The organism is Porphyromonas canoris, assembly GCF_000769115.1.
GTDB lineage: Bacteria > Bacteroidota > Bacteroidia > Bacteroidales > Porphyromonadaceae > Porphyromonas_A > Porphyromonas_A canoris.
Map to the genome: position 1 here is coordinate 238,433 of NZ_JQZV01000003.1, position 19,284 is coordinate 257,716.

General features: G+C 41.1%; 14 protein-coding genes. 7 read left to right on the forward strand and 7 right to left on the reverse strand.

Annotated features, from left to right (window positions below; translation table 11 throughout):
• Positions 1–90: 90 nt before the first annotated feature.
• The 3 genes from HQ43_RS01755 to HQ43_RS01765 are packed head-to-tail and all read right to left on the reverse strand — an operon-like array spanning position 91 to position 3,589.
• Positions 91–846 (reverse strand): succinate dehydrogenase/fumarate reductase iron-sulfur subunit, encoded by a 756-nt coding sequence (locus HQ43_RS01755; protein WP_036788873.1) that lies wholly within the window; start codon positions 844–846, stop codon positions 91–93.
• Between the two features lie 40 nt (positions 847–886).
• Entirely contained in the window at positions 887–2,833 is a 1,947-nt protein-coding gene (locus HQ43_RS01760) for a fumarate reductase/succinate dehydrogenase flavoprotein subunit (RefSeq protein ID WP_036788875.1), read from the reverse strand.
• A gap of 30 nt (positions 2,834–2,863) precedes the next feature.
• The gene (locus HQ43_RS01765; protein ID WP_036788877.1) at positions 2,864–3,589 is read right to left on the reverse strand and encodes a succinate dehydrogenase; all 726 of its coding nucleotides are present in this window, start codon (positions 3,587–3,589) and stop codon (positions 2,864–2,866) included.
• Positions 3,590–3,957: 368 nt separating this feature from the next.
• On the opposite strand from HQ43_RS01765, the gene HQ43_RS01775 reads away from it, so the two are divergent.
• The 5 genes from HQ43_RS01775 (at position 3,958) to HQ43_RS01795 (ending at position 10,610) form a co-directional block, all read left to right on the forward strand.
• Positions 3,958–4,455, forward strand: a complete 498-nt coding sequence (locus HQ43_RS01775) for a hypothetical protein (protein ID WP_036788881.1) — start codon at positions 3,958–3,960, stop codon at positions 4,453–4,455.
• 194 nt (positions 4,456–4,649) lie between these two features.
• Positions 4,650–5,303 (forward strand): HmuY family protein, encoded by a 654-nt coding sequence (locus tag HQ43_RS09390; RefSeq protein ID WP_052089871.1) that lies wholly within the window; start codon positions 4,650–4,652, stop codon positions 5,301–5,303.
• A 126-nt stretch (positions 5,304–5,429) separates the two neighbouring features.
• Entirely contained in the window at positions 5,430–7,610 is a 2,181-nt protein-coding gene (locus HQ43_RS01785; protein ID WP_081964512.1) for a TonB-dependent receptor, read from the forward strand.
• Positions 7,611–8,002: 392 nt separating this feature from the next.
• Positions 8,003–9,394: a collagen-like protein gene (locus HQ43_RS09985; RefSeq protein ID WP_052103005.1), complete on the forward strand. Its 1,392-nt coding sequence runs from the start codon at positions 8,003–8,005 to the stop codon at positions 9,392–9,394.
• Positions 9,395–9,434: 40 nt separating this feature from the next.
• Positions 9,435–10,610 (forward strand): OmpA family protein, encoded by a 1,176-nt coding sequence (locus HQ43_RS01795; RefSeq protein ID WP_036788885.1) that lies wholly within the window; start codon positions 9,435–9,437, stop codon positions 10,608–10,610.
• Between the two features lie 126 nt (positions 10,611–10,736).
• Here the strand turns inward: HQ43_RS01795 and HQ43_RS01800 are convergent, their stop codons facing one another.
• The 4 genes from HQ43_RS01800 to HQ43_RS01815 all read right to left on the reverse strand — a co-directional run bounded on the left by HQ43_RS01800 (position 10,737) and on the right by HQ43_RS01815 (position 15,312).
• Entirely contained in the window at positions 10,737–10,991 is a 255-nt protein-coding gene (locus tag HQ43_RS01800; RefSeq protein WP_036788887.1) for a hypothetical protein, read from the reverse strand.
• A 428-nt stretch (positions 10,992–11,419) separates the two neighbouring features.
• A complete protein-coding gene (locus HQ43_RS01805) occupies positions 11,420–13,009 on the reverse strand; it encodes a DUF6029 family protein (RefSeq protein ID WP_036788889.1) in 1,590 nt (529 codons plus the stop codon).
• A 34-nt stretch (positions 13,010–13,043) separates the two neighbouring features.
• Positions 13,044–13,514, reverse strand: coding sequence for a TlpA family protein disulfide reductase (locus HQ43_RS01810; RefSeq protein WP_052103006.1), 471 nt, complete (start codon positions 13,512–13,514; stop codon positions 13,044–13,046).
• 91 nt (positions 13,515–13,605) lie between these two features.
• Positions 13,606–15,312, reverse strand: coding sequence for an Omp28-related outer membrane protein (locus HQ43_RS01815; protein ID WP_036788891.1), 1,707 nt, complete (start codon positions 15,310–15,312; stop codon positions 13,606–13,608).
• A 331-nt stretch (positions 15,313–15,643) separates the two neighbouring features.
• Between HQ43_RS01815 and HQ43_RS01820 the strand changes: the two genes are divergently transcribed.
• Together HQ43_RS01820 and HQ43_RS01825 are read left to right on the forward strand one after the other, a co-directional pair.
• Positions 15,644–16,585 carry an NAD(P)H-dependent flavin oxidoreductase gene (locus HQ43_RS01820; protein ID WP_036788893.1) on the forward strand — a complete coding sequence of 314 codons (942 nt, stop codon included), beginning with the start codon at positions 15,644–15,646 and terminating at the stop codon, positions 16,583–16,585.
• Positions 16,582–18,804, forward strand: a complete 2,223-nt coding sequence (locus tag HQ43_RS01825) for a beta-N-acetylglucosaminidase (RefSeq protein WP_081964514.1) — start codon at positions 16,582–16,584, stop codon at positions 18,802–18,804. The genes HQ43_RS01820 and HQ43_RS01825 overlap by 4 nt, the downstream gene beginning before the upstream one ends.
• Positions 18,805–19,284 lie beyond the last annotated feature (480 nt).

Below are 19,284 nucleotides of genomic sequence, written 5' to 3' on the forward strand. Positions count from 1 at the left end.
TCAACATGGGCAAAGATATGAATAATTCTACTATATACAAAAAAGCACGACCCTGAGGGATCGTGCTTTCTTGTATATATCTATATGGTATCAGTCCTTAAACTTTGCCTTGATAAACTCTCTGTTAAGACGAGCAATATTGCTGATGGATACGTTCTTCGGACACTCCATTTCGCATGCACGAGTATTGGTACAGTTACCAAATCCAAGTTCATCCATCTTTGCTACCATCGCTTTTGCACGTCTGTTGGCTTCTACCTTACCTTGAGGCAAGAGCGCAAACTGGCTTACCTTGGCAGAGACAAACAGCATGGCAGAACCATTCTTACACGCAGCAACGCAAGCACCGCAACCGATGCAAGAAGCAGCGTCCATAGCCAAGTCGGCATTCTTCTTAGGGATAGGAATGCAGTTGGCATCAGGAATACCTCCTGTATTGACCGATACGAAACCTCCAGCTTGCATAATCTTATCAAATGCAGTACGATCCACAGTGAGGTCTCTAATGACCGGAAAACCTGCAGAGCGCCAAGGCTCAATGGTGATAGTGTCTCCTTCTTCAAACTTACGCATGTGCAGCTGGCAAGTAGTAATCTCAGAATCGGGTCCATGCGGGTGACCATTGATATATAGAGAACACATACCGCAGATACCTTCGCGACAGTCATGATCGAAAGCTACCGGAGTTTGTCCTTCGCTGATAAGCTTTTCGTTGAGTATGTCCAACATCTCCAAGAACGAACTTCCTTGGGAGATATTCTTAAGTTCGACAGTTTCGAAATACCCTTTAGTCTTGGCATTCTTCTGTCTCCAAACTTTTACTTTTATATTGATGTTCTTGTCCATTGTTCATAAATAGTTAAAAGGGTTAGAATAATGCCGTGGGTTAGCTCTTATAATTACGTTGTTGACGTACAATAAACTCATAATCCAGAACCTCTTTGTGCATAACAGGATCTGCATTTTCTCCTTTATATTCCCAGCAAGAAACATAAGAGAATTGATCGTCATGGCGGAGGGCTTCTCCTTCTTCTGTCTGGTGTTCTAAACGGAAGTGTCCACCACAAGACTCCTCACGATCCAAAGCATCATGTGCCATAAGCTCACCTATCTCTATAAAGTCGGCAAGTCTTAGAGCCTTTTCAAGCTCAACATTGAAATCTTCGGCTTCTCCAGGTATGCGTACGTTGGACCAGAACTCTTTCTTCAGCTCTTTTAGCTTGGTGATGGCTGTTTTAAGTCCTTCTGCTTCACGTCCCATGCCTACATATTCCCACATGATGTGTCCAAGTTCCTTGTGTAGATTGTCTACAGAACGTTTACCCTTGATGTTCATCAACTTATTGATACGCTCCTTAATCTGGCGTTCTGCTTCTGCAAACTCTGGAAGATCTGTAGAGAAGCGAGGAACTTGTATTTGATCCGAAAGATAGTTCTGTATAGTATAAGGAAGAACGAAGTAACCGTCCGCCAAACCTTGCATAAGAGCAGAAGCTCCAAGACGATTGGCTCCGTGGTCTGAGAAGTTCGCTTCCCCGATTGCAAACAGTCCCGGTACGGTTGTCATCAACTCATAATCCACCCAGAGACCTCCCATGGTATAGTGAATTGCCGGGAAGATCATCATAGGAGTTTCATATGGATTGTCGTCCACAATCTTTTCATACATCTGGAAGAGGTTTCCATACTTTTGCTCTACTACATTCTTGCCCATTCTATTGATTGCATCTGCAAAGTCAAGATAAACGGCGAGTCCGGTAGTTCCTACACCAAAGCCTGCATCACAACGTTCTTTCGCTGCACGAGAGGCAACGTCACGAGGAACAAGGTTACCGAACGCAGGGTATCTGCGCTCCAAATAGTAGTCTCGATCTTCTTCCTTGATTTGTGTCGGTTTGAGCTTACCTTCACGTATTGCTTTCGCATCTTCTATTTTCTTTGGTACCCAGATGCGTCCATCATTACGAAGAGATTCGGACATCAAGGTCAGCTTGCTTTGGAAATCTCCATGAACAGGAATACAAGTAGGGTGAATCTGAGCCATACAAGGATTTCCGAAGAATGCTCCTTTCTTATAACACTGCCAAGCGGCCGATCCGTTACTTGCCATCGCATTGGTAGAAAGGAAGAATGCGTTACCATATCCTCCTGTACCAATTACTACGGCATGAGCCGCAAATTTCTCAATCTTACCTGTTACAAGATTACGAGCAATGATACCACGAGCTCTACCTTCTATAATAACAACATCCAACATTTCGTAGCGAGTAAAGAGCTTAACTTTACCCAAGCCGACCATGCGAGAGAGAGCAGAGTATGCTCCAAGCAACAGCTGCTGACCAGTCTGTCCACGAGCATAGAATGTCCGTGATACTTGCGCCCCACCAAATGACCGGTTATCAAGGAGGCCACCGTATTCACGTGCAAATGGAACACCTTGAGCAACACATTGGTCTATAATAGAGTTGGATACTTCTGCCAAACGATAAACATTTGCTTCTCTTGCACGGTAGTCGCCACCCTTGATGGTGTCATAGAAGAGACGATATACAGAGTCTCCATCATTTTGGTAGTTCTTAGCCGCATTGATACCACCTTGCGCTGCAATGGAGTGTGCTCTACGCGGAGAGTCCTGAATACAGAAGTTATAAACATTGAATCCCATTTCGGCAAGAGATGCAGCTGCTGAAGCTCCTGCAAGACCTGTTCCTACAACGATAACATCCAATCTACGCTTATTCGCCGGGTTTACCAGCTTTTGGTGGCTCTTATAGTTGGTCCACTTTTCAGCCAAAGGCCCTTGTGGAATTTTAGCTTCTAATATATGTGACATAAGTTGTGATATTCTAATCAGGATTAAACATTAAAGAGCCGGAACCATTGTGTGCTCCGCCGCATGTGAACCAAGTGTCCAAATGTGACCGATATTGTCACACAGACCAAGAGAGTTAAGATAGAATGATACAGCTACTGCTGCAAACATCAAACATACAATCGTTGCGTAGATGATACCTATAACTCTTAGTCTCTTAAACCAAATCTTGTTGTTGAGCCCGAGAGTTTGGAAAGCACTCCAAACGCCATGAGAAAGGTGGAACCAAATGGCTAACAACCACACAAGGTAGCATACTACCACGATAGGATAGGAAAATGTTTGGGCTACGAGAGTAAAGCCTTTTTCAGGAGCTTGACCTGTCCACTCCAAGAGTTGCATCTTAGACCAGAAGTGAGTTAGGTGCCATCCCAATACACCCAAAACAATAACACCGAGAACGAGCATGTTCTTGGAAGACCAATCTATTCCGGTCTTACTGGAAGAAGCATACCTGTCTGTTCCTCTTGCTCTACGATTTTGGATTGTAAGCACAAAAGCATAGGCAATGTGAAGAATAAATCCTAATGCCAAAACCGGTACCATGAACTGAACTATAGGATTTGTTCCCATAAAGTCGCAAGCTGCATTGTAACCACTTTCAGAAAAGATTGCGACAACATTTATAGTCGCATGAACTAATAGAAATACAATAAGAAAGAATCCGGTCAAACTCATTAAGACCTTCTTCCCAATAGATGAATTAAATAACCACATAGAAATGATAAGTGTTTAGTGGGTTTAAAACTGTTTATATGTTTATTATTCTGTTTGCCGGCAAAGTTAAACTATTTATTTTGTCTTTCCGATACTTTAGCACGAAATTATGTGCTTTTTTCTTTAATCACTATATGTGTGTATATGAAAAGCCATATTTTTCTACTTTCCCTCTTTTTGCTTTGATGGATATACCCATTAAGGGGGAATTTTTTCTGCTTACAAGATACATGTTTTTTACTTTTGATATTTATCCTGACTGCTATAATATCATGGTTTATTTTGCTTTCTTGTCATGGATAGGTGTTTTTTGACTCAAACACCTATATTTGTATCTTCAAATTAGATAAATAAATCCTTCAGGACGGATGAATACAGTTGTAAAATCAACAGCATCAGGGGGCAACTTTGCTGTGGAAATAGAAAATAGAAGAGTGGTGCAAGTAACCTATAAAAGCCACTTTTCAAGTGTTGCCAGTTTCGAATTCAACGGAGAACGAATAGAAATACGTCCTCATAATATATGGCATAGTAGGTATGATATACTAAAAAATGGAGAGTGTAAAGGAGATATTCGATTCAATTGGAAAGGGAATATCATTATCCATTTGACCGATGGAGATACCGAAGAAACCTATACAGTCAAGAGTAAGAATATATTCGGTAAGAATTTTGAGATGACAGATAGTCAAAGAAATCCACTGTTTCTTATGAAGCCGAAATTTAAATGGAGAACCAGAAATTTTGAGTATGATGTCATGTATCATCATAATGCCGATGCAAAAAATCCATTGTTGGAGCTTCTTGTGTATGCAACTTACGGCGTAAATCTGTATTTACTATCTGTCATCGTGATTGCCTCCTAACTTAGGATGTATCATGTTTATTTGAGGAAAATTTGAGCTTTCAACTGCTCCCTAATTCTTGTCAAATTTGATTCATTTGTATGTCATTTTACCTATAAATTGTGATTGTTGCCGTTTTTGCTGACTTCTATCTTTGCAACCGAAAACTACATGGATAATGGTAGCTTTAGTACAATTAAATCACATACAAAACAATGAAAAAAATTACTTTGACAAAGACATTTATGCTGCTTACAGCAGTATGTTTAGGAGTTTTCTTTACAAGCTGTAAAAAGGATCAGAATAAGCCGGATGTTCCTCAAAAGAATGAGGTTAAAACAGCTTCTTATATTAGAGCTAACTCCTATACGGAATGGGCTTATTTTTCTTTTGAAACCGGCAAGGTCGTAAAGGTTGAAGATCCCACGAAAAGCAAGGACTGGGATGTGGCTTTCCATAGACAGCAGATAAGAGTCAACGACAAGAATTTCTTAGGAAAAGCAAAAGCTCAGATGCTTGATGCAACTGATTTTGATGCAAAGGCTTCTCCGGAACCTGCTAAGATGATCGAAAATAAAGAGATTCTTATTCCTGTTGGGGTCAATATGGGCAATCAAGCGGCTCCTTATCTTTTGGAGAAAGGATTCTGCCTTACGGACAATGATAACTTCTTGAAGAATACGATCGGATCTTTCACTGTGAATATGAAAGAAATGGGAGGAGATCCAACCAAGATGTATGTCGTAAACAAAAAGATCTTTGTTTTTCTTGCAGCAGATGGTAAGACATATTACAAGTTGCAGTTTACAGGAGTTCTTTCCGAAGAAGGAAAGGGAGGACATATTAGCTTTAAGTATGTCAAACTGTGATTATGTAGTATCTAAAATCTAAACACTACTTTTTAACAATAAAAAGAGCCACTCTCAGCATCATTTGGAGCTAAGAATGGCTCTTTATTTTTCCCCTCTTGAGAAAGAGAAAAGAAATAAAAAGCAATGATAAGCAGACTAAAAATAGCACTATTGGTTATACTATCCACTTTTTGCATTGTTGCTGTGCAAGCACAAGTAGAGGTAAAAGGAGTGGTATTGGAACGAGAGGTTGAAAAGCCTTTGAATAATGTACGTGTCATCCTTAAGAAAAAAGGAGGGAAGATAGCAGGAGAAGTTCTGACCAACGATAAGGGAGAATTTGCTTTTAATCTTTCCGATCTTAAAAAATCAGATGTAAAAGGAGTCATCTTTACTTGCAAAGGATATGAGCCGGAAAGACTCTCTCTTGCTTTACTTAAGGATCTGACGAATCTCAAAATCTATATGAAGTCTCACACATATCAGTTGGACGACCATGTGATTGTTACGGCTACTCGTACTCAACGCCATTTGGAACAGCTCCCGGTTCCTACACACATCATAGGACGTTCGCAGATAGAGAAAATTGTTCCCACTACAATGAATGAGCTATTCCTGTACACAATACCCGGAATAGAGCTAAGCGATCACGGCGGGGTTACCAGAATGAAGATTCAGGGATTGGATTCCAAATATACCGCAATCCTTATAGACGGAGAGGAGATGGCTGGAATGAGAAGCGGATCAGTGGATCTTTCCAGGCTCTCTCCGGATATGATAGAGAGAGTAGAGGTTGTTAAGGGTGCCGGTAGTGCTTTGTATGGTTCCAATGCCATTGCAGGGGTTATCAATCTTATTACCAAAGAGAATAGAAAACCATTCTCCTTCAATGCTTCTGTTGGCTCTTCTACTATCAAGCAACACAATGGTCATATTGGAGTCGGTTTTCGTCAGAAAAGACTCTCTAACCTTACATCTTTTTCCACAGGAGTAGAGGGAGGGTATAAGCTTTCCACCCAAAAAGAAGACGAGTCTCTGGATCTCTTCAAGAATACAATCTATCGTGCAGCTAACAGACTACAGTGGAAGCCTCTCGATAATGTCTCGATAAAGTGGAGTCTTTCAGGTAACACAAGAAAACAAGAGCTGAATGAATATTACAACGATAAGTATGATTATCTGAATAATATGGTCAGCTTCAATTGGGGACTTTCAGAAAAGCATTCCATTCAAGGATCTTATAACACAGACTTTTCATTAAGACACCGTTTCTATCCTAAGAAAGAGACAGATAATAAACTCTTCTTGTATAAGAATATCAAGCACATGGCGAAAGCAATGTATGCTTTTTCAGATAAGAAGATAGGAGATTTGAACATCGGTGCAGAAGCAAACAGCGAGCTTATAAACTCTTATCAGATTGCTGAAAACAAGGAAACCAAAAAGCTTGGATATTTCGTTCTTTACGGGCAGCATTTATGGAGCCCATCAAAGCATTTCCAACTTCTATATGGTCTGCGTTCAGACATTCACTCTGCCTATGGTACTCATCTGAGTCCAAAGATTTCTGCTTCTTTATCTTATAATAATGTCAAGATGCGTCTCGGCTATTATGAGGCATTTAAGTCTCCAACGGCAATGGAACTCTATTTCAATTGGAGTCATTTAGGACGTTTTTATATTTTGGGAAACCCGAATCTCAAACCGGAAACAGCAAGACAGATGTTGGTTAACTTGGAGTGGAATCATAAACATACATTGAGTATAAATAGTGGAGTAACACACACAAGGTTTAAGGACAGAATCGTGTTGAGAGCAAAGAGCAATAATGACCAGTACTATGTCAATATCGATGACACAAGCAGTATGACCGTTGCCGATGCTCAGCTGACATGGAGACCGGTTAATGGGCTTACTTTCTCTTTGAACTATCTCTACACTCACGATCCTCAGTATGTTACCATGGATGGTAAAGCTTACAAGACTTCTCTCACTCGTCCACACAATATACTTGGAAGCATTAAGTGGTACAAGGCTTGGGCTCATCACAGTTTGAGTGTAAATTTGATGGGGCAATACTACTCCGGCATAGATACCAACATAGAGGGGCAAGATCCGGCAACTAAAGCTCCGAAAATGGTGCCTATTAAATATGAAGGATTCCCGACAACACGTTTAGTTGTTACAGAAACTTTCCTACAACGTTATAGCATAACCTTAGGAGTAGATAATATTATTGCTTACAAACCTCGAAGCATTAATTTCCAAAATGCTTCTTTTTCGCCGGGTCGTGTCTTCTTTACAAGATTGGCATATAACTTCTAATAAGCACTGCATTATATAACATTTGATCTGAAAGACTTGAGCACTCTGCTCAGGTCTTTTTCTTTATATAATGCTCCCCGCTACCCATTCTATTTTTAGATTTTATTTCAAATTAGCTCTCTGATTGATAGCGGTTTGACTGCAATTGAGTTTTTTATTTCAGTCGTATTTATATATAAATAATCGTTGTTTTGCATACTTTTTCATCTTAGAAAACTAATTGATTTATTCTGTTTCTATATTCTTTTGCTTAATTATTGTTTTGTGTCATCGGTTTTTTTGTTAATTTTGCGTCGATTTGGTTAATCAACCATTCAAAATTATATTTATTAAACAAACTGTATGTCGAAATCTCTTTTTTATATTTTCGACGCTTTTTTATTTATTTAGATATGAAGACGATTTATAAGTACATTGTGCTGGTAGCAGTGCTTATCAGCATGGCTTCATGTGATCGCATTGAGATCTTGTCTCCTCCGGGACCGAGGGGATTGAGTGCGTATGAAGTTTGGGTCGAAGCTGTACAAAACAAGACGATCCAATGGGAAAATGGTACAGACCTTGCGAACTATTTCAAGTATCTCAAGGGCGCAAAGGGAGATTCCGGTAAGGATGCCTTTTCTATTTGGCAAGACTGGATCAGAGATGGTTCGGTTGATAATCCTCACAAACCCGGAGAGAAATGGAATCCGGAAAAGAATACCAAGAGAGATTTTTATCTTTTCCTTACAGGTGCCAAAGGAGATAAGGGGGATACTCCTTTTATCAATTCTAAAGGAAATTGGCAAATAGGAGATAAAGATACCGGTATCCCTGCCAGAGGGAAAGATGGTAAAAAAGGCGAAAAGGGCGACCAAGGTGAAAAGGGCGATAAAGGCGACCAAGGTGACAAAGGTGACAAAGGCGACCAAGGTGAAAAGGGCGATAAAGGCGACCAAGGTGAAAAGGGCGATAAAGGCGACCAAGGTGAAAAGGGCGACAAAGGTGACCAAGGTGAAAAGGGCGACAAAGGTGACCAAGGTGAAAAGGGCGATAAAGGCGACCAAGGTGAAAAGGGCGATAAAGGTGACAAAGGTAACCAAGGTCAGAAAGGAGACAAAGGAGATAAAGGTAATTCCGGAGACAAGGGCGATAAAGGTAATGATGGATCGTCAGGAGCTCCTGGAGACAAAGTCGAAATAATAGATGGTTATTGGTACATTAACGGTATCAACACCGGTGTTTCTGCAGTAGGTGAAAAGGGTGAATCGGGAAAAGGAAAATCTGCTTATGAAATTTGGGTAGAAGAAGTCGAAAAGGGAACTATTTTTGACAAGGACGGAAATGTTTGGGATAAGAATAACAAGTCCATGACTCACTTTATGCTTTACATGAGAGGCGAGAAGGGAGGCCCCGGCGAAGTTAAGGTAACAAAGCTATCCATACTTAGTGTGATTCCGGGAGACCCTATGATAGGAGTAGTGGCTCCACCGGAAGAACCGGAGCCACCGCATGATGACCCCGAATATCCCGGTCATCCATCTCAGCCTACTCTGATTGAAGTTCAATCGGATCCTAATGCGACTATTTATTATCAAGCAATTGGTCTTGAAGGATATTATGGCGGGGGAGGACCAACATCGAATATCGAAGTTTATCAGAAACCTGCAGATGGAGAAGGAAAGGCTACTATAAGCATAGATACATTTGAAAATACATTTATTGTCAATGTTTGGGCTCTCTCTGAAGGTAAGGCTTACTCTCCAAACTTGCTTGTCAGAGTAACCATTTTCATGCCAACATAATTTCTGACATCCGTTGATATTTAACTATAAAACAAAGATTATGTCATCACTAAAATATATATTACTTTCCTCTTTGCTCGTTTTCTCCATTGGAGTATCGGCTCAGGAGTCCGGTATGAAAGAGTCTGCCGGTAAGGTGAATCCGAAAAAGAGTTGGGAGATAGGATTGGGAGCTGATGTTTTCAACATCAGTCGCATGAATTTTCACAGTTATCGCTCTTCTGCTAAAGGGGATGTTTACAATCTTGATCTCAGAAACATGATGATCGGGGGGAATATCTATTTGGCAACAGAGATCAATCCGTGGTTGTATGCGGACATCCAAGCGACACTCGGCTGGGCTAACAGCTTTTCTTCGGAAAAGATGAACCAATATAAGTTTTATGGAATGGGAGGATTGGGCGCGCAGTTTCGCCTAACCCCTCTCTTTAATAAAAAGTATGTTGAACCTTACTTCAGAATAGGAGCAAACTATCTCTTCAAAGATTTTTATTTGACAAGAAGCGGAATGCTCCCCAACTTTCAGGGGGATAATCTGAAGTGGACTCACTCGGATGAGTTTAACAGCAAAGCAGATAATCAGAAGCATGCTTTCTTGGCATCTTTTGGAGTGGGTGTCAACAGCTGGTTCAATGACCGCATCGGCTTTGGACTTCAAGCAGATTATCTTACCTCTTTCACTAAGAGCAAGCTCAACTTCCCTCGCGTTCTCGCCAGAGTAATGTTCAGAATAGGGGAGACCAAAGAGGCTCCTAAAGTGATCTACCGAGAAAAGATTGTACGACAAATCGTAGAAAAACCGGTAGAAAAAGAGATCATCAAGTACGTGGAAAAAGAGAGCGAACCTCTCTATATGTTGTTTGCCAATATCAATTTTGAATTTGATAAGTACGACATAACACCGGAGTCTGCAAAGATTCTTGATGATGCAGCTGTTATTCTTAAGAGAATGTCTCAGCATAAGTTCCTCATCACAGGGCATACAGACAGCAGAGGTAGCGAGCGATACAACGAGGTACTATCTCGTAAAAGAGCTCAAGCCGTTGTTGAAGGCCTGCTGGAACGTGGTGTTTCTGCTGATATGCTTAAGAGTCGAGGCGTAGGCAAGAAGATTGCTGCAATGCCGGTTGCTAAGTCTCATATCATAAGAGAGGGAGACAGAAAGGTAACCATTGAGATTATCAAAAATATGGAGTATTGGAACAATCTTGACTAATTCGGACATAAAACTCCGCAACCAATAGTAGAGCAATCTTATATCTGTTCTGTCCGAAGCGGAGAAACAGTTCTGTTAGAATCATTTTAAGAGAGGGTATCGGTTATGACCGGTACCTTCTCTTTTTTATCTGCTTATTTTGCACTCTTCTGTCTGTCTGTCAAGATTGTATGGGATATAGGATTTTATCTTCCTCAAATGATTTGATCCCTCTCTTTCCGGCTGTTTATTCTCTACTCCCAAGCTCATGGCAAGACCAAAGAGAAGTGATAATATCTTGAGAAACGGATCATTTATTGGAGGACTAAGCCGCTTACTCTTCAAATTATTGTGCGGAAAATCTTCATCCGACACGGTAAGAAGTTTGATGATAGTGTTCAAAAACTTGGTTATCCATATTTACATTTAAGAGTAAACGGATTAAGAACTGTTTTTCAAAGCTTTATGAGCAAGACTCATGGTGCGATTTGTGCAGGTCAAATTTCGATTTGCAGAAATCAATCCTTGAATTGTAATTCTTAAAGGATTAAGAGCAACTTTCTAATAGGTCTAAAGAATCAAATGAATAGGTTCATTCAAGAGTTGTATCGCATATTTTACGAACTGAACGGCAACCATGTCGCAGAAGAATAAGCAGGATACAGTGTAGGAGTAGTGGGGAGGTGTTGTCTTGAAGTGATGCTCCCCATGGATGCTTATGGGTATTTTTCTCTTTCCCGTTGAAAAGAGAGTAAAGAAGAGAGGCTACCACTGTGTGCCGGACACAAGTGATAGCCTCTCTTTTAGGAATATGCTGTTCGTATATCTTGTCAGAATGTATAGGATAGACCTGCCATAAGCCCGGTATATTCCGGAACAAATCTACATATACCTCCTACACACTGAGTGCCGGCTCTTGATCTTCCGTAGCTTGCTGTGAGTCGGAGACCATTATAAGTGAAAGAACAACCTGCCATATAATAGTGTTCTTTTTTCTCTCCGCCATGGTTGTACATATCGCTTACGTAAACCATCCAGTTTGGGGCAAATCCCACCTCAAGAAGACCGAATAGCCAACCCTTCTCTTCCATTTCGGTAGACATATATTGTAGCTCTGTTCTTAGAGACAGCTTCCTATTGGCTCTCCAAAGGAAGTCTATTACACCGATATAGGAGTCGTAGTTTTCAGATATGTAAAACTTGTTCTGATAATAAAGTCCAATGGTCGTTTTTATCGATCTGTTGATCTGTTTTCCCACTTCAAGAGCTACTTCGGAGAAGAGATTACTACCATCCTGACCAAAGAAAGGCATTGTTTTCTTAAAGTTATTCCCCAAAGATTTGTAGTGAGAGGCATTTAAGGCGATCTTCAATGGGTATTTCCCTAATGCAGTACCGGAGATATTCCAGAAAAGGTCTACCTGTCCGCCAATCTCTCCACCAAGTTCGGTAACATGCGGATGAAGTCCGGGAAGTGTGTACTTGTGTTGTTTGGTCAGAGCCGGAACATAGTTTATCGGGATATAAAGCTGTTCCAGTTTGTTGTCTATCCTAAAGTCCATGTGCTCTATCCGCCTGAACACCCCGGATATACCGAAGTTGGGGCGGATATAGTCTGCATTGATCAGTAGCGCATCCCCTGCTTCTGCTGGATAAGATCCCTCTGCCGGAGAGAAGGTTTGACTCATTCCCTTGCCGGTATATTCTATTCCAAGATTGAAGCTGGGAGAGTAGAACCCTGCCCTTGTACTGAACAGATCCACACGAGCAGGCTCTTCGGATTCCTCTATTATTTTTGTATTATGACGAGAAACCCAGGAACCGCCCAGTGTTACATCGTATTCGGACTCTTTCTTGAAGAGTTTGATGGCAGACAGCTCCGCATCTCCTCCCCACATGAAAGCATCTGCATACTCCATGTAGCGTCTCGGCTGTCCGCCCATCGCCTTTAGAGTCAGCCAATTTGAAGGGGTATATTTGATGTTGAGACCTCTAAGAGAGTTGTTGATACCCAATGCTCTCTCTTCGTATGCACGAAAGATGAGTCCGCTACCAAACTGCTCGTAGAAACTTCCTAAGGTTACGTTGAGCTTCTCTGCACTATAATTAAGATAGTAATGAGTGAGACCGTGTCCTTTGAGCTCTTGAGAAAAACCTTTGAGAGGGGGAAGATAGAGTTCGTATTGCAGTCCGGCATTGAAGTTCTTATAGTTGTATCTGAGATTCAGATAGGTGTTATCGCCATAGTTTTTAGCATCGGGATCATTCTCGTCTTTCTTATAAAGCGCGGCATTGGACTCTATTCCTCCATTGAGCCTGCCCCAATATTTCTCCTTTTTCTCATTTTGAGCCAATATTGTGGGAGTTGCAATGGCGACGATTCCAAGTGCACAGAGAATGGCATTGAATCTTCTTTTCATATAAATCTCTTTTACAGATAAGATATTTCCGATATTACTTCACATATTTCAAAGCCTCGTCCACAAGATATTCTTCGTCTCCGGGATTGTATCCGTTGTGTTTGTAAACCTGCTTTCCCTTGTTATAGATGAAGATGAAAGGAACGGAAGTTGCGTTCAAGCTCTTGTAAAGCTCTTGATTGCTGTCCAGATAGAATTCGAAAGGAAGATTCCGAGCTTTTACGAAAGAGGGTACTTTGGATTTGGAGCGAGAGTCATCTATGGAGATAGATACAACCCTTACTTTTCCTTCCCATCTGTCTCGAATCTCTTTCATGGCTTCCATTTCATTGATACAAGGTTTACACCATGTTGCCCAAAATGAAACAATCACAGGTTTACCACCTTTGATGACCTCGGAAAAGCTTTGATGCTCTCCATTTAGCTTTTCGATCTTTACATTCTGAGCAGACAGAGCCGATATACAGCAGAATAGGAATATAAGCCCGATAGCAAGTTTTTTCATTACAATAACGATTTAGAAAGTTTAGAAATGTGATAAAAAAATCATCCATCCTTTCCACTCTCAGAAGGGAAAGAATGGATGATGATAATGTTTAGAATCCACAACCTGAGCCTACATTAGCTCTTTGGGCGTTGATTACTTTGTCATCTTCGGTTGTGATCAATATGGCTACACCGCAATTCTCTTTTTTCCAGTCGCCTTTCATTGTGAATTTGAAAGTTTGGGATAGTGTCTTGTTGGCAGTAAGTTCGATAGGATTTCCGAAGGTCGCACCTCCGTGGCTGGTTCGATAGACATGGCTATGTTCGGATTTGAAAGGATTAGGAAGACCATTGCTTTGACCCAATGCGTTTCTTTGCCATCCTTCAAGCTTGTTCTCAAACAGTATGGCAACACACTTGATCTTTTTCATATCCTTTGTTGCTTTGATCTTAACATCTGCTACGACTTCTTCTCCAACAACATCGGTTTTCATGGATATACCGACATCAGTAGTTGGTTTTCTATGAGTGAGAAGCGTTTGTACATCACCGCCTTGTTTATAGAATTTATCTCTGTAAAGCGCGATAGAAGGATAGCCTGGAACTTTTAGCTTATTAGCAATCTTTTTACACTCCGGTGAGTTCCATTTATCATCTATGTGTAGAGCCAAGCCTACAATTTTAGACTCTTTTGTCGCATCTTCCATCATAAACAGATATCTTGGACAATATGGACACCAAAGACCGGTAAAGTCTTCTACGTATAATCTGCTTGTTGGTTCAAATTCATCAACTGCTGTAATGGATACAGGCTGGGAAGTTCTACCTTTAAGTTTTGCTTTTACCAAAAATGTCTTTTTCTGTCTTGAAGTGATATAGTTGCTTTCTATATCTTTCCCATCTACTTCAAATGTTACAAGTTCTGTAATATCCTTATCATTTTGGTCTGCATCAAAACACATGAAAGAAGCAATATCTTCACCATCGGCGGTAAATCTTTCCTTATCGAGCTTTATGAAGAAATTGGATATAGGAGCTACTACTGTAATCTTGACAATGTTAGAGATATTACCTTGATATCTTGCTTTGAATGTAAAGTCTCCGGCTGATGTGGGAGCGAATACATTGCCTTCCAAGGTCTTTTCTTCATAGAATATCTCAGAATCTTTTGTGATGTCTTTTCCATCCTTATCCGAAACTTTAAATGTGATTTTGGGAGAATCATCAAGATTGACTTTAATAACATCTGCTTCCAGCTTAATGGCTTGAGCGAGATTGGCTTGGAATACCAGCTCATTAGACTCTTCTTCTTCATAATAAGCAATAGCTTTGTATTCTTTTGCACTTGCGCAGATATAGGTGTTGCCGGTTATTCCTACACCGTCCACTCTAATTTTGGTTTTTGGATCGGAAGTTATGTCTGTTCCATCTTTCTTTTTGACAGTAAAAGTGATTTTATCCTTTCCGTCAGCCAGAATAGAAGCCTTATCCGAAGTTAAAACAAGAGTCTTTTCCTTTTCAAGTTCATCGGACTTCTGAGCTGTGATGGTTATTTCATTGGAAACAGTTTTATCCAAAGAAGCAACAACCTTATAAGTGCCTGCCTTGTCTGTTTTGAATGTGTTGCCATTTATGGCGTTGTTATTAACCTTAATGGTTACGTTAGAAGATACATCTTTGTTGTCTTGGTCTATTACCTTAAAAGTAACAACATCGGTGTTATCCGCTACAAAAGTTGCCTTGTCGGCAGAAAGCGTCAAGGTTAATTTCTTGACCTCATTGTTCTGGTTCTTAGAACAGCCAACTGATAAAAGCATTAAAGCTGCTAAGCAAAAAAGTAATCGTTTCATAGTTGTATTTAGTACGTAAAAAAACCATCATTGGAGTTTTCTCTAATGATAGCAAGGGGTTAATATTATTGGTTTACATAGATCTTTCCCATCGCTTTGTATCAGATTCTTGCTAAACGCTCCGATTGCAAATGTAATAATAAACCTGAATAAATAACAACTATACCATAATTATTCTGAATCATCTTCAGATTCATATTTTGATCTTTACCTTCTCTTACATATTTCCCAAAGAAAGTCTTGCTCAAAATAGTTATCTTTACCTTTTCTTATTACGAAACTTATAAAACATACAGAGATGAAGAATAATAGAATAACCCGGTTGTTTGGAATAGATTTTCCTATAATATCGGGAGGAATGGTTTGGTGTAGCGGATATAAACTGGCTACCGCAGTGTCGAATGCAGGCGGATTGGGATTGATGGGAGCAGGTTCCATGTATCCGGAAGTACTTCGTGAACATATTCAAAAAGCTAAGAAAGCAACAGATCTGCCTTTTGGTGTTAATGTGCCTCTTATGTACCCGGATATGGAAGAGGTTATGAAGATTATCATGGATGAGCATGTTCCTGTAGTATTCACTTCTGCCGGAAATCCTAAAACCTGGACCAAAACACTGCAAGCGGAAGGAATCAAAGTGGCACACGTTGTAAGCAGTGTCAAGTTTGCTCTTAAGAGTCAGGATGCAGGGGTTGATGCCGTAGTGGCAGAGGGCTTTGAAGCAGGAGGACACAATGGAAGAGAGGAGACCACAACGATGTGTCTTATCCCTTCGGTTGCGGATGCGATAGAAATACCCCTGATTGCCGCCGGAGGTATAGGTAGCGGAAGAGCCATGGCAGCAGCTCTCTGTTTGGGAGCGGATGGCGTTCAGATCGGAAGTGCATTTGCTTTGACCGAAGAGAGTTCCGCTCATGACAACTTCAAGAAGAAGTCTGTTTCTCTATCCGAAGGTGAAACAATGCTGTTGCTAAAGAAGCTGTCTCCCACACGTATGATTCTGAATGATTTTGCCCAAGAGGTTATAAGTTACGAAGATCGAGGTGCCACAAAAGAAGAGCTGGCAACACTGTTGGGCAGAGGGCGTAGCAAGAAAGGCATTTTTGAGGGAGACCTCTCTGCCGGAGAGTTGGAAATAGGGCAAGTGGCTTATCAGCTGAACGAGATTGTCCCGGTTGCACCCCTTTTTGATAAGATCAAGCAAGAATACTTCACCACTATACAAAAGTTTCAATCATGAGTTTAAGAACTGTTTTACTCTCTTGTTCCCTATTGTTAGGCTCTTCCTCTTTGGCTTGGGCGCAGAAACAGAATCCGTCTCCCATACCTCATTCGATTGTTTGGGGAGATACTCCTATCGCTTTATCCCAATACAATCCGGTGGCTAAAGGAGAAAAGTGGGCAGATAAAAGTGCGTATGGCAAATTGTTAGAGTTTACCCTTCAGCGTCAGATCAAGAGCAAGGCATTCACCATTACTATTGGAGAAGTGGGGGATAGAGCTGTCTCTCGATACGCAAAGAGTGTTCCGAACAAGTCGGGCGCATACTATCTCAAAGTGGACAAGCAAGGAGCATGGGTTGTAGGAGCTGACGAAACCGGTACATTCTATGGCGTCTCGACGCTATTGGACATCCTGAGCAGGGAAGAGGTATATCCGGTGGAGATAAAAGATGCTCCCGATGTTGAAGATCGCGGAGTAGTGGAAGGCTTTTATGGTACTCCCTGGAGCTTTGAAGCTCGAATGAGTATGATAGAAGCAATAGGAGAGTCCAAGATGAACATCTATATATATGGACCTAAGGATGATCCTTATCACTCTTCACCACATTGGCGAGCTCCTTATCCTGCGGATGAGGCAGAAAAGATACGTCGTTTGGTCGAGGTGGCAAATCGGAATAAGGTTCAGTTCGTTTGGGCTATCCACCCGGGGAAAGACATCAAATGGAACGAAGAAGATCGTCAAAATCTTCTCTCCAAGTTTGATGCGATGTACCAAAAAGGTGTTCGAGCCTATGCCGTATTCTTCGATGATATTTCGGGAGAGGGAACAAAGGCAGAGAAACAAGCAGAACTGCTCAACTTCCTACATACCAATTTTGTTGCCAAAAAGGGAGATGTAGCACCACTGATCATCTGTCCTACGGAGTATAACAAGGGATGGGCGAATGTGAAAGGCGGATACCTTAAGACCTTAGGTCAGAATCTCCACCCCTCCATACGCATTATGTGGACCGGCAATACCGTGGTTGCCGATATTGATGTCCCTACCATGGAGTGGATCAATGAGCAGATAGGCAGAAAGGCATACATTTGGTGGAACTACCCTGTAACCGATTATGTCAGAGATCATATCTTATTGGGCCCCGTGTATGGTAATAGTAAAGAGATTGCCGATAAGGTAAGCGGATTTGTCTCCAATCCTATGGAGCACGCAGAGGCATCCAAGATAGCGGTTTATTCCGTAGGGGATTATCTCTGGAATATGAAGAGTTTTGATCCAAAAACTTCATGGTTATCCTCCTTAAGAAAGGTTATGCCACAATCTTACAAAGCATTGGAAGTGGTTGGCAAACACAACAGCGACTTGGGCGAAAACGGGCATCGCTATCGCAGGGAAGAGTCTTCACACATCGCTCCGATCATGCAAAAATGGCTGACCGGTACTGCTACACCGGAAGAAAGAGAAGCGATCAGATCGGAGTATGAACAGATGGAAGAGTGTGGCGATATACTACTACACTCCACAGACAATCCTCAACTTCTGAAAGAGATTGGTGTATGGCTTCCGATGTTTATCCATGTAGGCTCTCTCGGACAAGAGGTGATAGCTCTTCAAGATGCTGCAATAAAAGGAGATAGAACTGCCTTTATGAAGCATTACTACCGTATTCGTACTCTTCAACAAGAGATGTATAAGATAGATACCGGAGCCGATCTTCATCCTCATCAACCCGGAGTAAAAAGTGCGGAGAAAGTAATGCTTCCTGCGGCAACAAAGCTCTTTGCTACTCTTGTAAGCCAATACAACAAGCAGTACGGTACGGATCTGAAATCGGATCAGCAGTATCTGCCTCATAAGATATACACCAACAATCCGGCTTTTGAGCATCAGCCGCTTACGTATAGCAAGCGCAATCTTTTCATCGTAAAGAAATTGGAATACACCACTATGGCTACCGGTGATTATGTGGGAATATTGCTGGATAATCTCTATACCATTACAGAGCTTCGTCTCAATATCGGTATGGAAGATTGGCCCGAAGGTTTGACCCTTCTTGCCGGAGAGTCTGTCGACACAGTCAAGCCCGTAGAACTGCAACAGAATGCACGAAACAAAAAGCTTTTTGAGGCAAAGAGGGGAGATGTGATAAAGGCTAAGATTATATTTATTCGCAATAATGGCACTAAGCCGGTGGATATTCGTCTTGAACAGTTCTTTTTTACTCCCAAAAACTGACACTTAGAATTGTTTTGAAGAAGTCATAAAGGTCTGCCAAGGGATCTTTATGACGATGTACAGATAAAGGGATCACATGTGTGATCCCTTTATTGTTTTCAGACGATCAGGCAGGGAACATCAGGCTTTTGAATGGCTGAATGGCAATGGAAACAAGGTAGAGTGTTTTGATCATAATATCCACCCGTTCGACCCTCTATTTTTAGGGTACAAGACGGGAACTTTTATATAAAAACAGACGCCTGAAAATTCCCTCGGAAAGTTCGTCCCAAAATCCGATTTTTGAACTCAAGAGAGAAGATGAATTTGTAAATATCATGTTTTCAGTCTGATATGAAAAATCTCAAATTCGGAAAAATTTTTTCTTCAGTCCGTTTGATGGGGCTTTTTCGCGTTAATTGGTGTAAATTTTAATACTCATACTTGTGAATAAATCCTAATGCAATTTTGTGGTGAAAAACAGCAAAAAAGAGGAGAAAA

What these genes read in the sequence shown, in the direction of transcription:
- HQ43_RS09390 (WP_052089871.1), top strand. Translation starts at nt 4,650, where the DNA reads ATGAAAAAAATTACTTTGACAAAGACATTTATGCTGCTTACAGCAGTA.
- HQ43_RS01795 (WP_036788885.1), top strand. Translation starts at nt 9,435, where the DNA reads ATGTCATCACTAAAATATATATTACTTTCCTCTTTGCTCGTTTTCTCC.
- HQ43_RS01755 (WP_036788873.1), bottom strand. Translation starts at nt 846, where the DNA reads ATGGACAAGAACATCAATATAAAAGTAAAAGTTTGGAGACAGAAGAAT.
- HQ43_RS01825 (WP_081964514.1), top strand. Translation starts at nt 16,582, where the DNA reads ATGAGTTTAAGAACTGTTTTACTCTCTTGTTCCCTATTGTTAGGCTCT.
- HQ43_RS01805 (WP_036788889.1), bottom strand. Translation starts at nt 13,009, where the DNA reads ATGAAAAGAAGATTCAATGCCATTCTCTGTGCACTTGGAATCGTCGCC.
- HQ43_RS01765 (WP_036788877.1), bottom strand. Translation starts at nt 3,589, where the DNA reads ATGTGGTTATTTAATTCATCTATTGGGAAGAAGGTCTTAATGAGTTTG.
- HQ43_RS01815 (WP_036788891.1), bottom strand. Translation starts at nt 15,312, where the DNA reads ATGCTTTTATCAGTTGGCTGTTCTAAGAACCAGAACAATGAGGTCAAG.
- HQ43_RS09985 (WP_052103005.1), top strand. Translation starts at nt 8,003, where the DNA reads ATGAAGACGATTTATAAGTACATTGTGCTGGTAGCAGTGCTTATCAGC.
- HQ43_RS01810 (WP_052103006.1), bottom strand. Translation starts at nt 13,514, where the DNA reads ATGAAAAAACTTGCTATCGGGCTTATATTCCTATTCTGCTGTATATCG.
- HQ43_RS01760 (WP_036788875.1), bottom strand. Translation starts at nt 2,833, where the DNA reads ATGTCACATATATTAGAAGCTAAAATTCCACAAGGGCCTTTGGCTGAA.
- HQ43_RS01775 (WP_036788881.1), top strand. Translation starts at nt 3,958, where the DNA reads ATGAATACAGTTGTAAAATCAACAGCATCAGGGGGCAACTTTGCTGTG.
- HQ43_RS01820 (WP_036788893.1), top strand. Translation starts at nt 15,644, where the DNA reads ATGAAGAATAATAGAATAACCCGGTTGTTTGGAATAGATTTTCCTATA.
- HQ43_RS01785 (WP_081964512.1), top strand. Translation starts at nt 5,430, where the DNA reads ATGATAAGCAGACTAAAAATAGCACTATTGGTTATACTATCCACTTTT.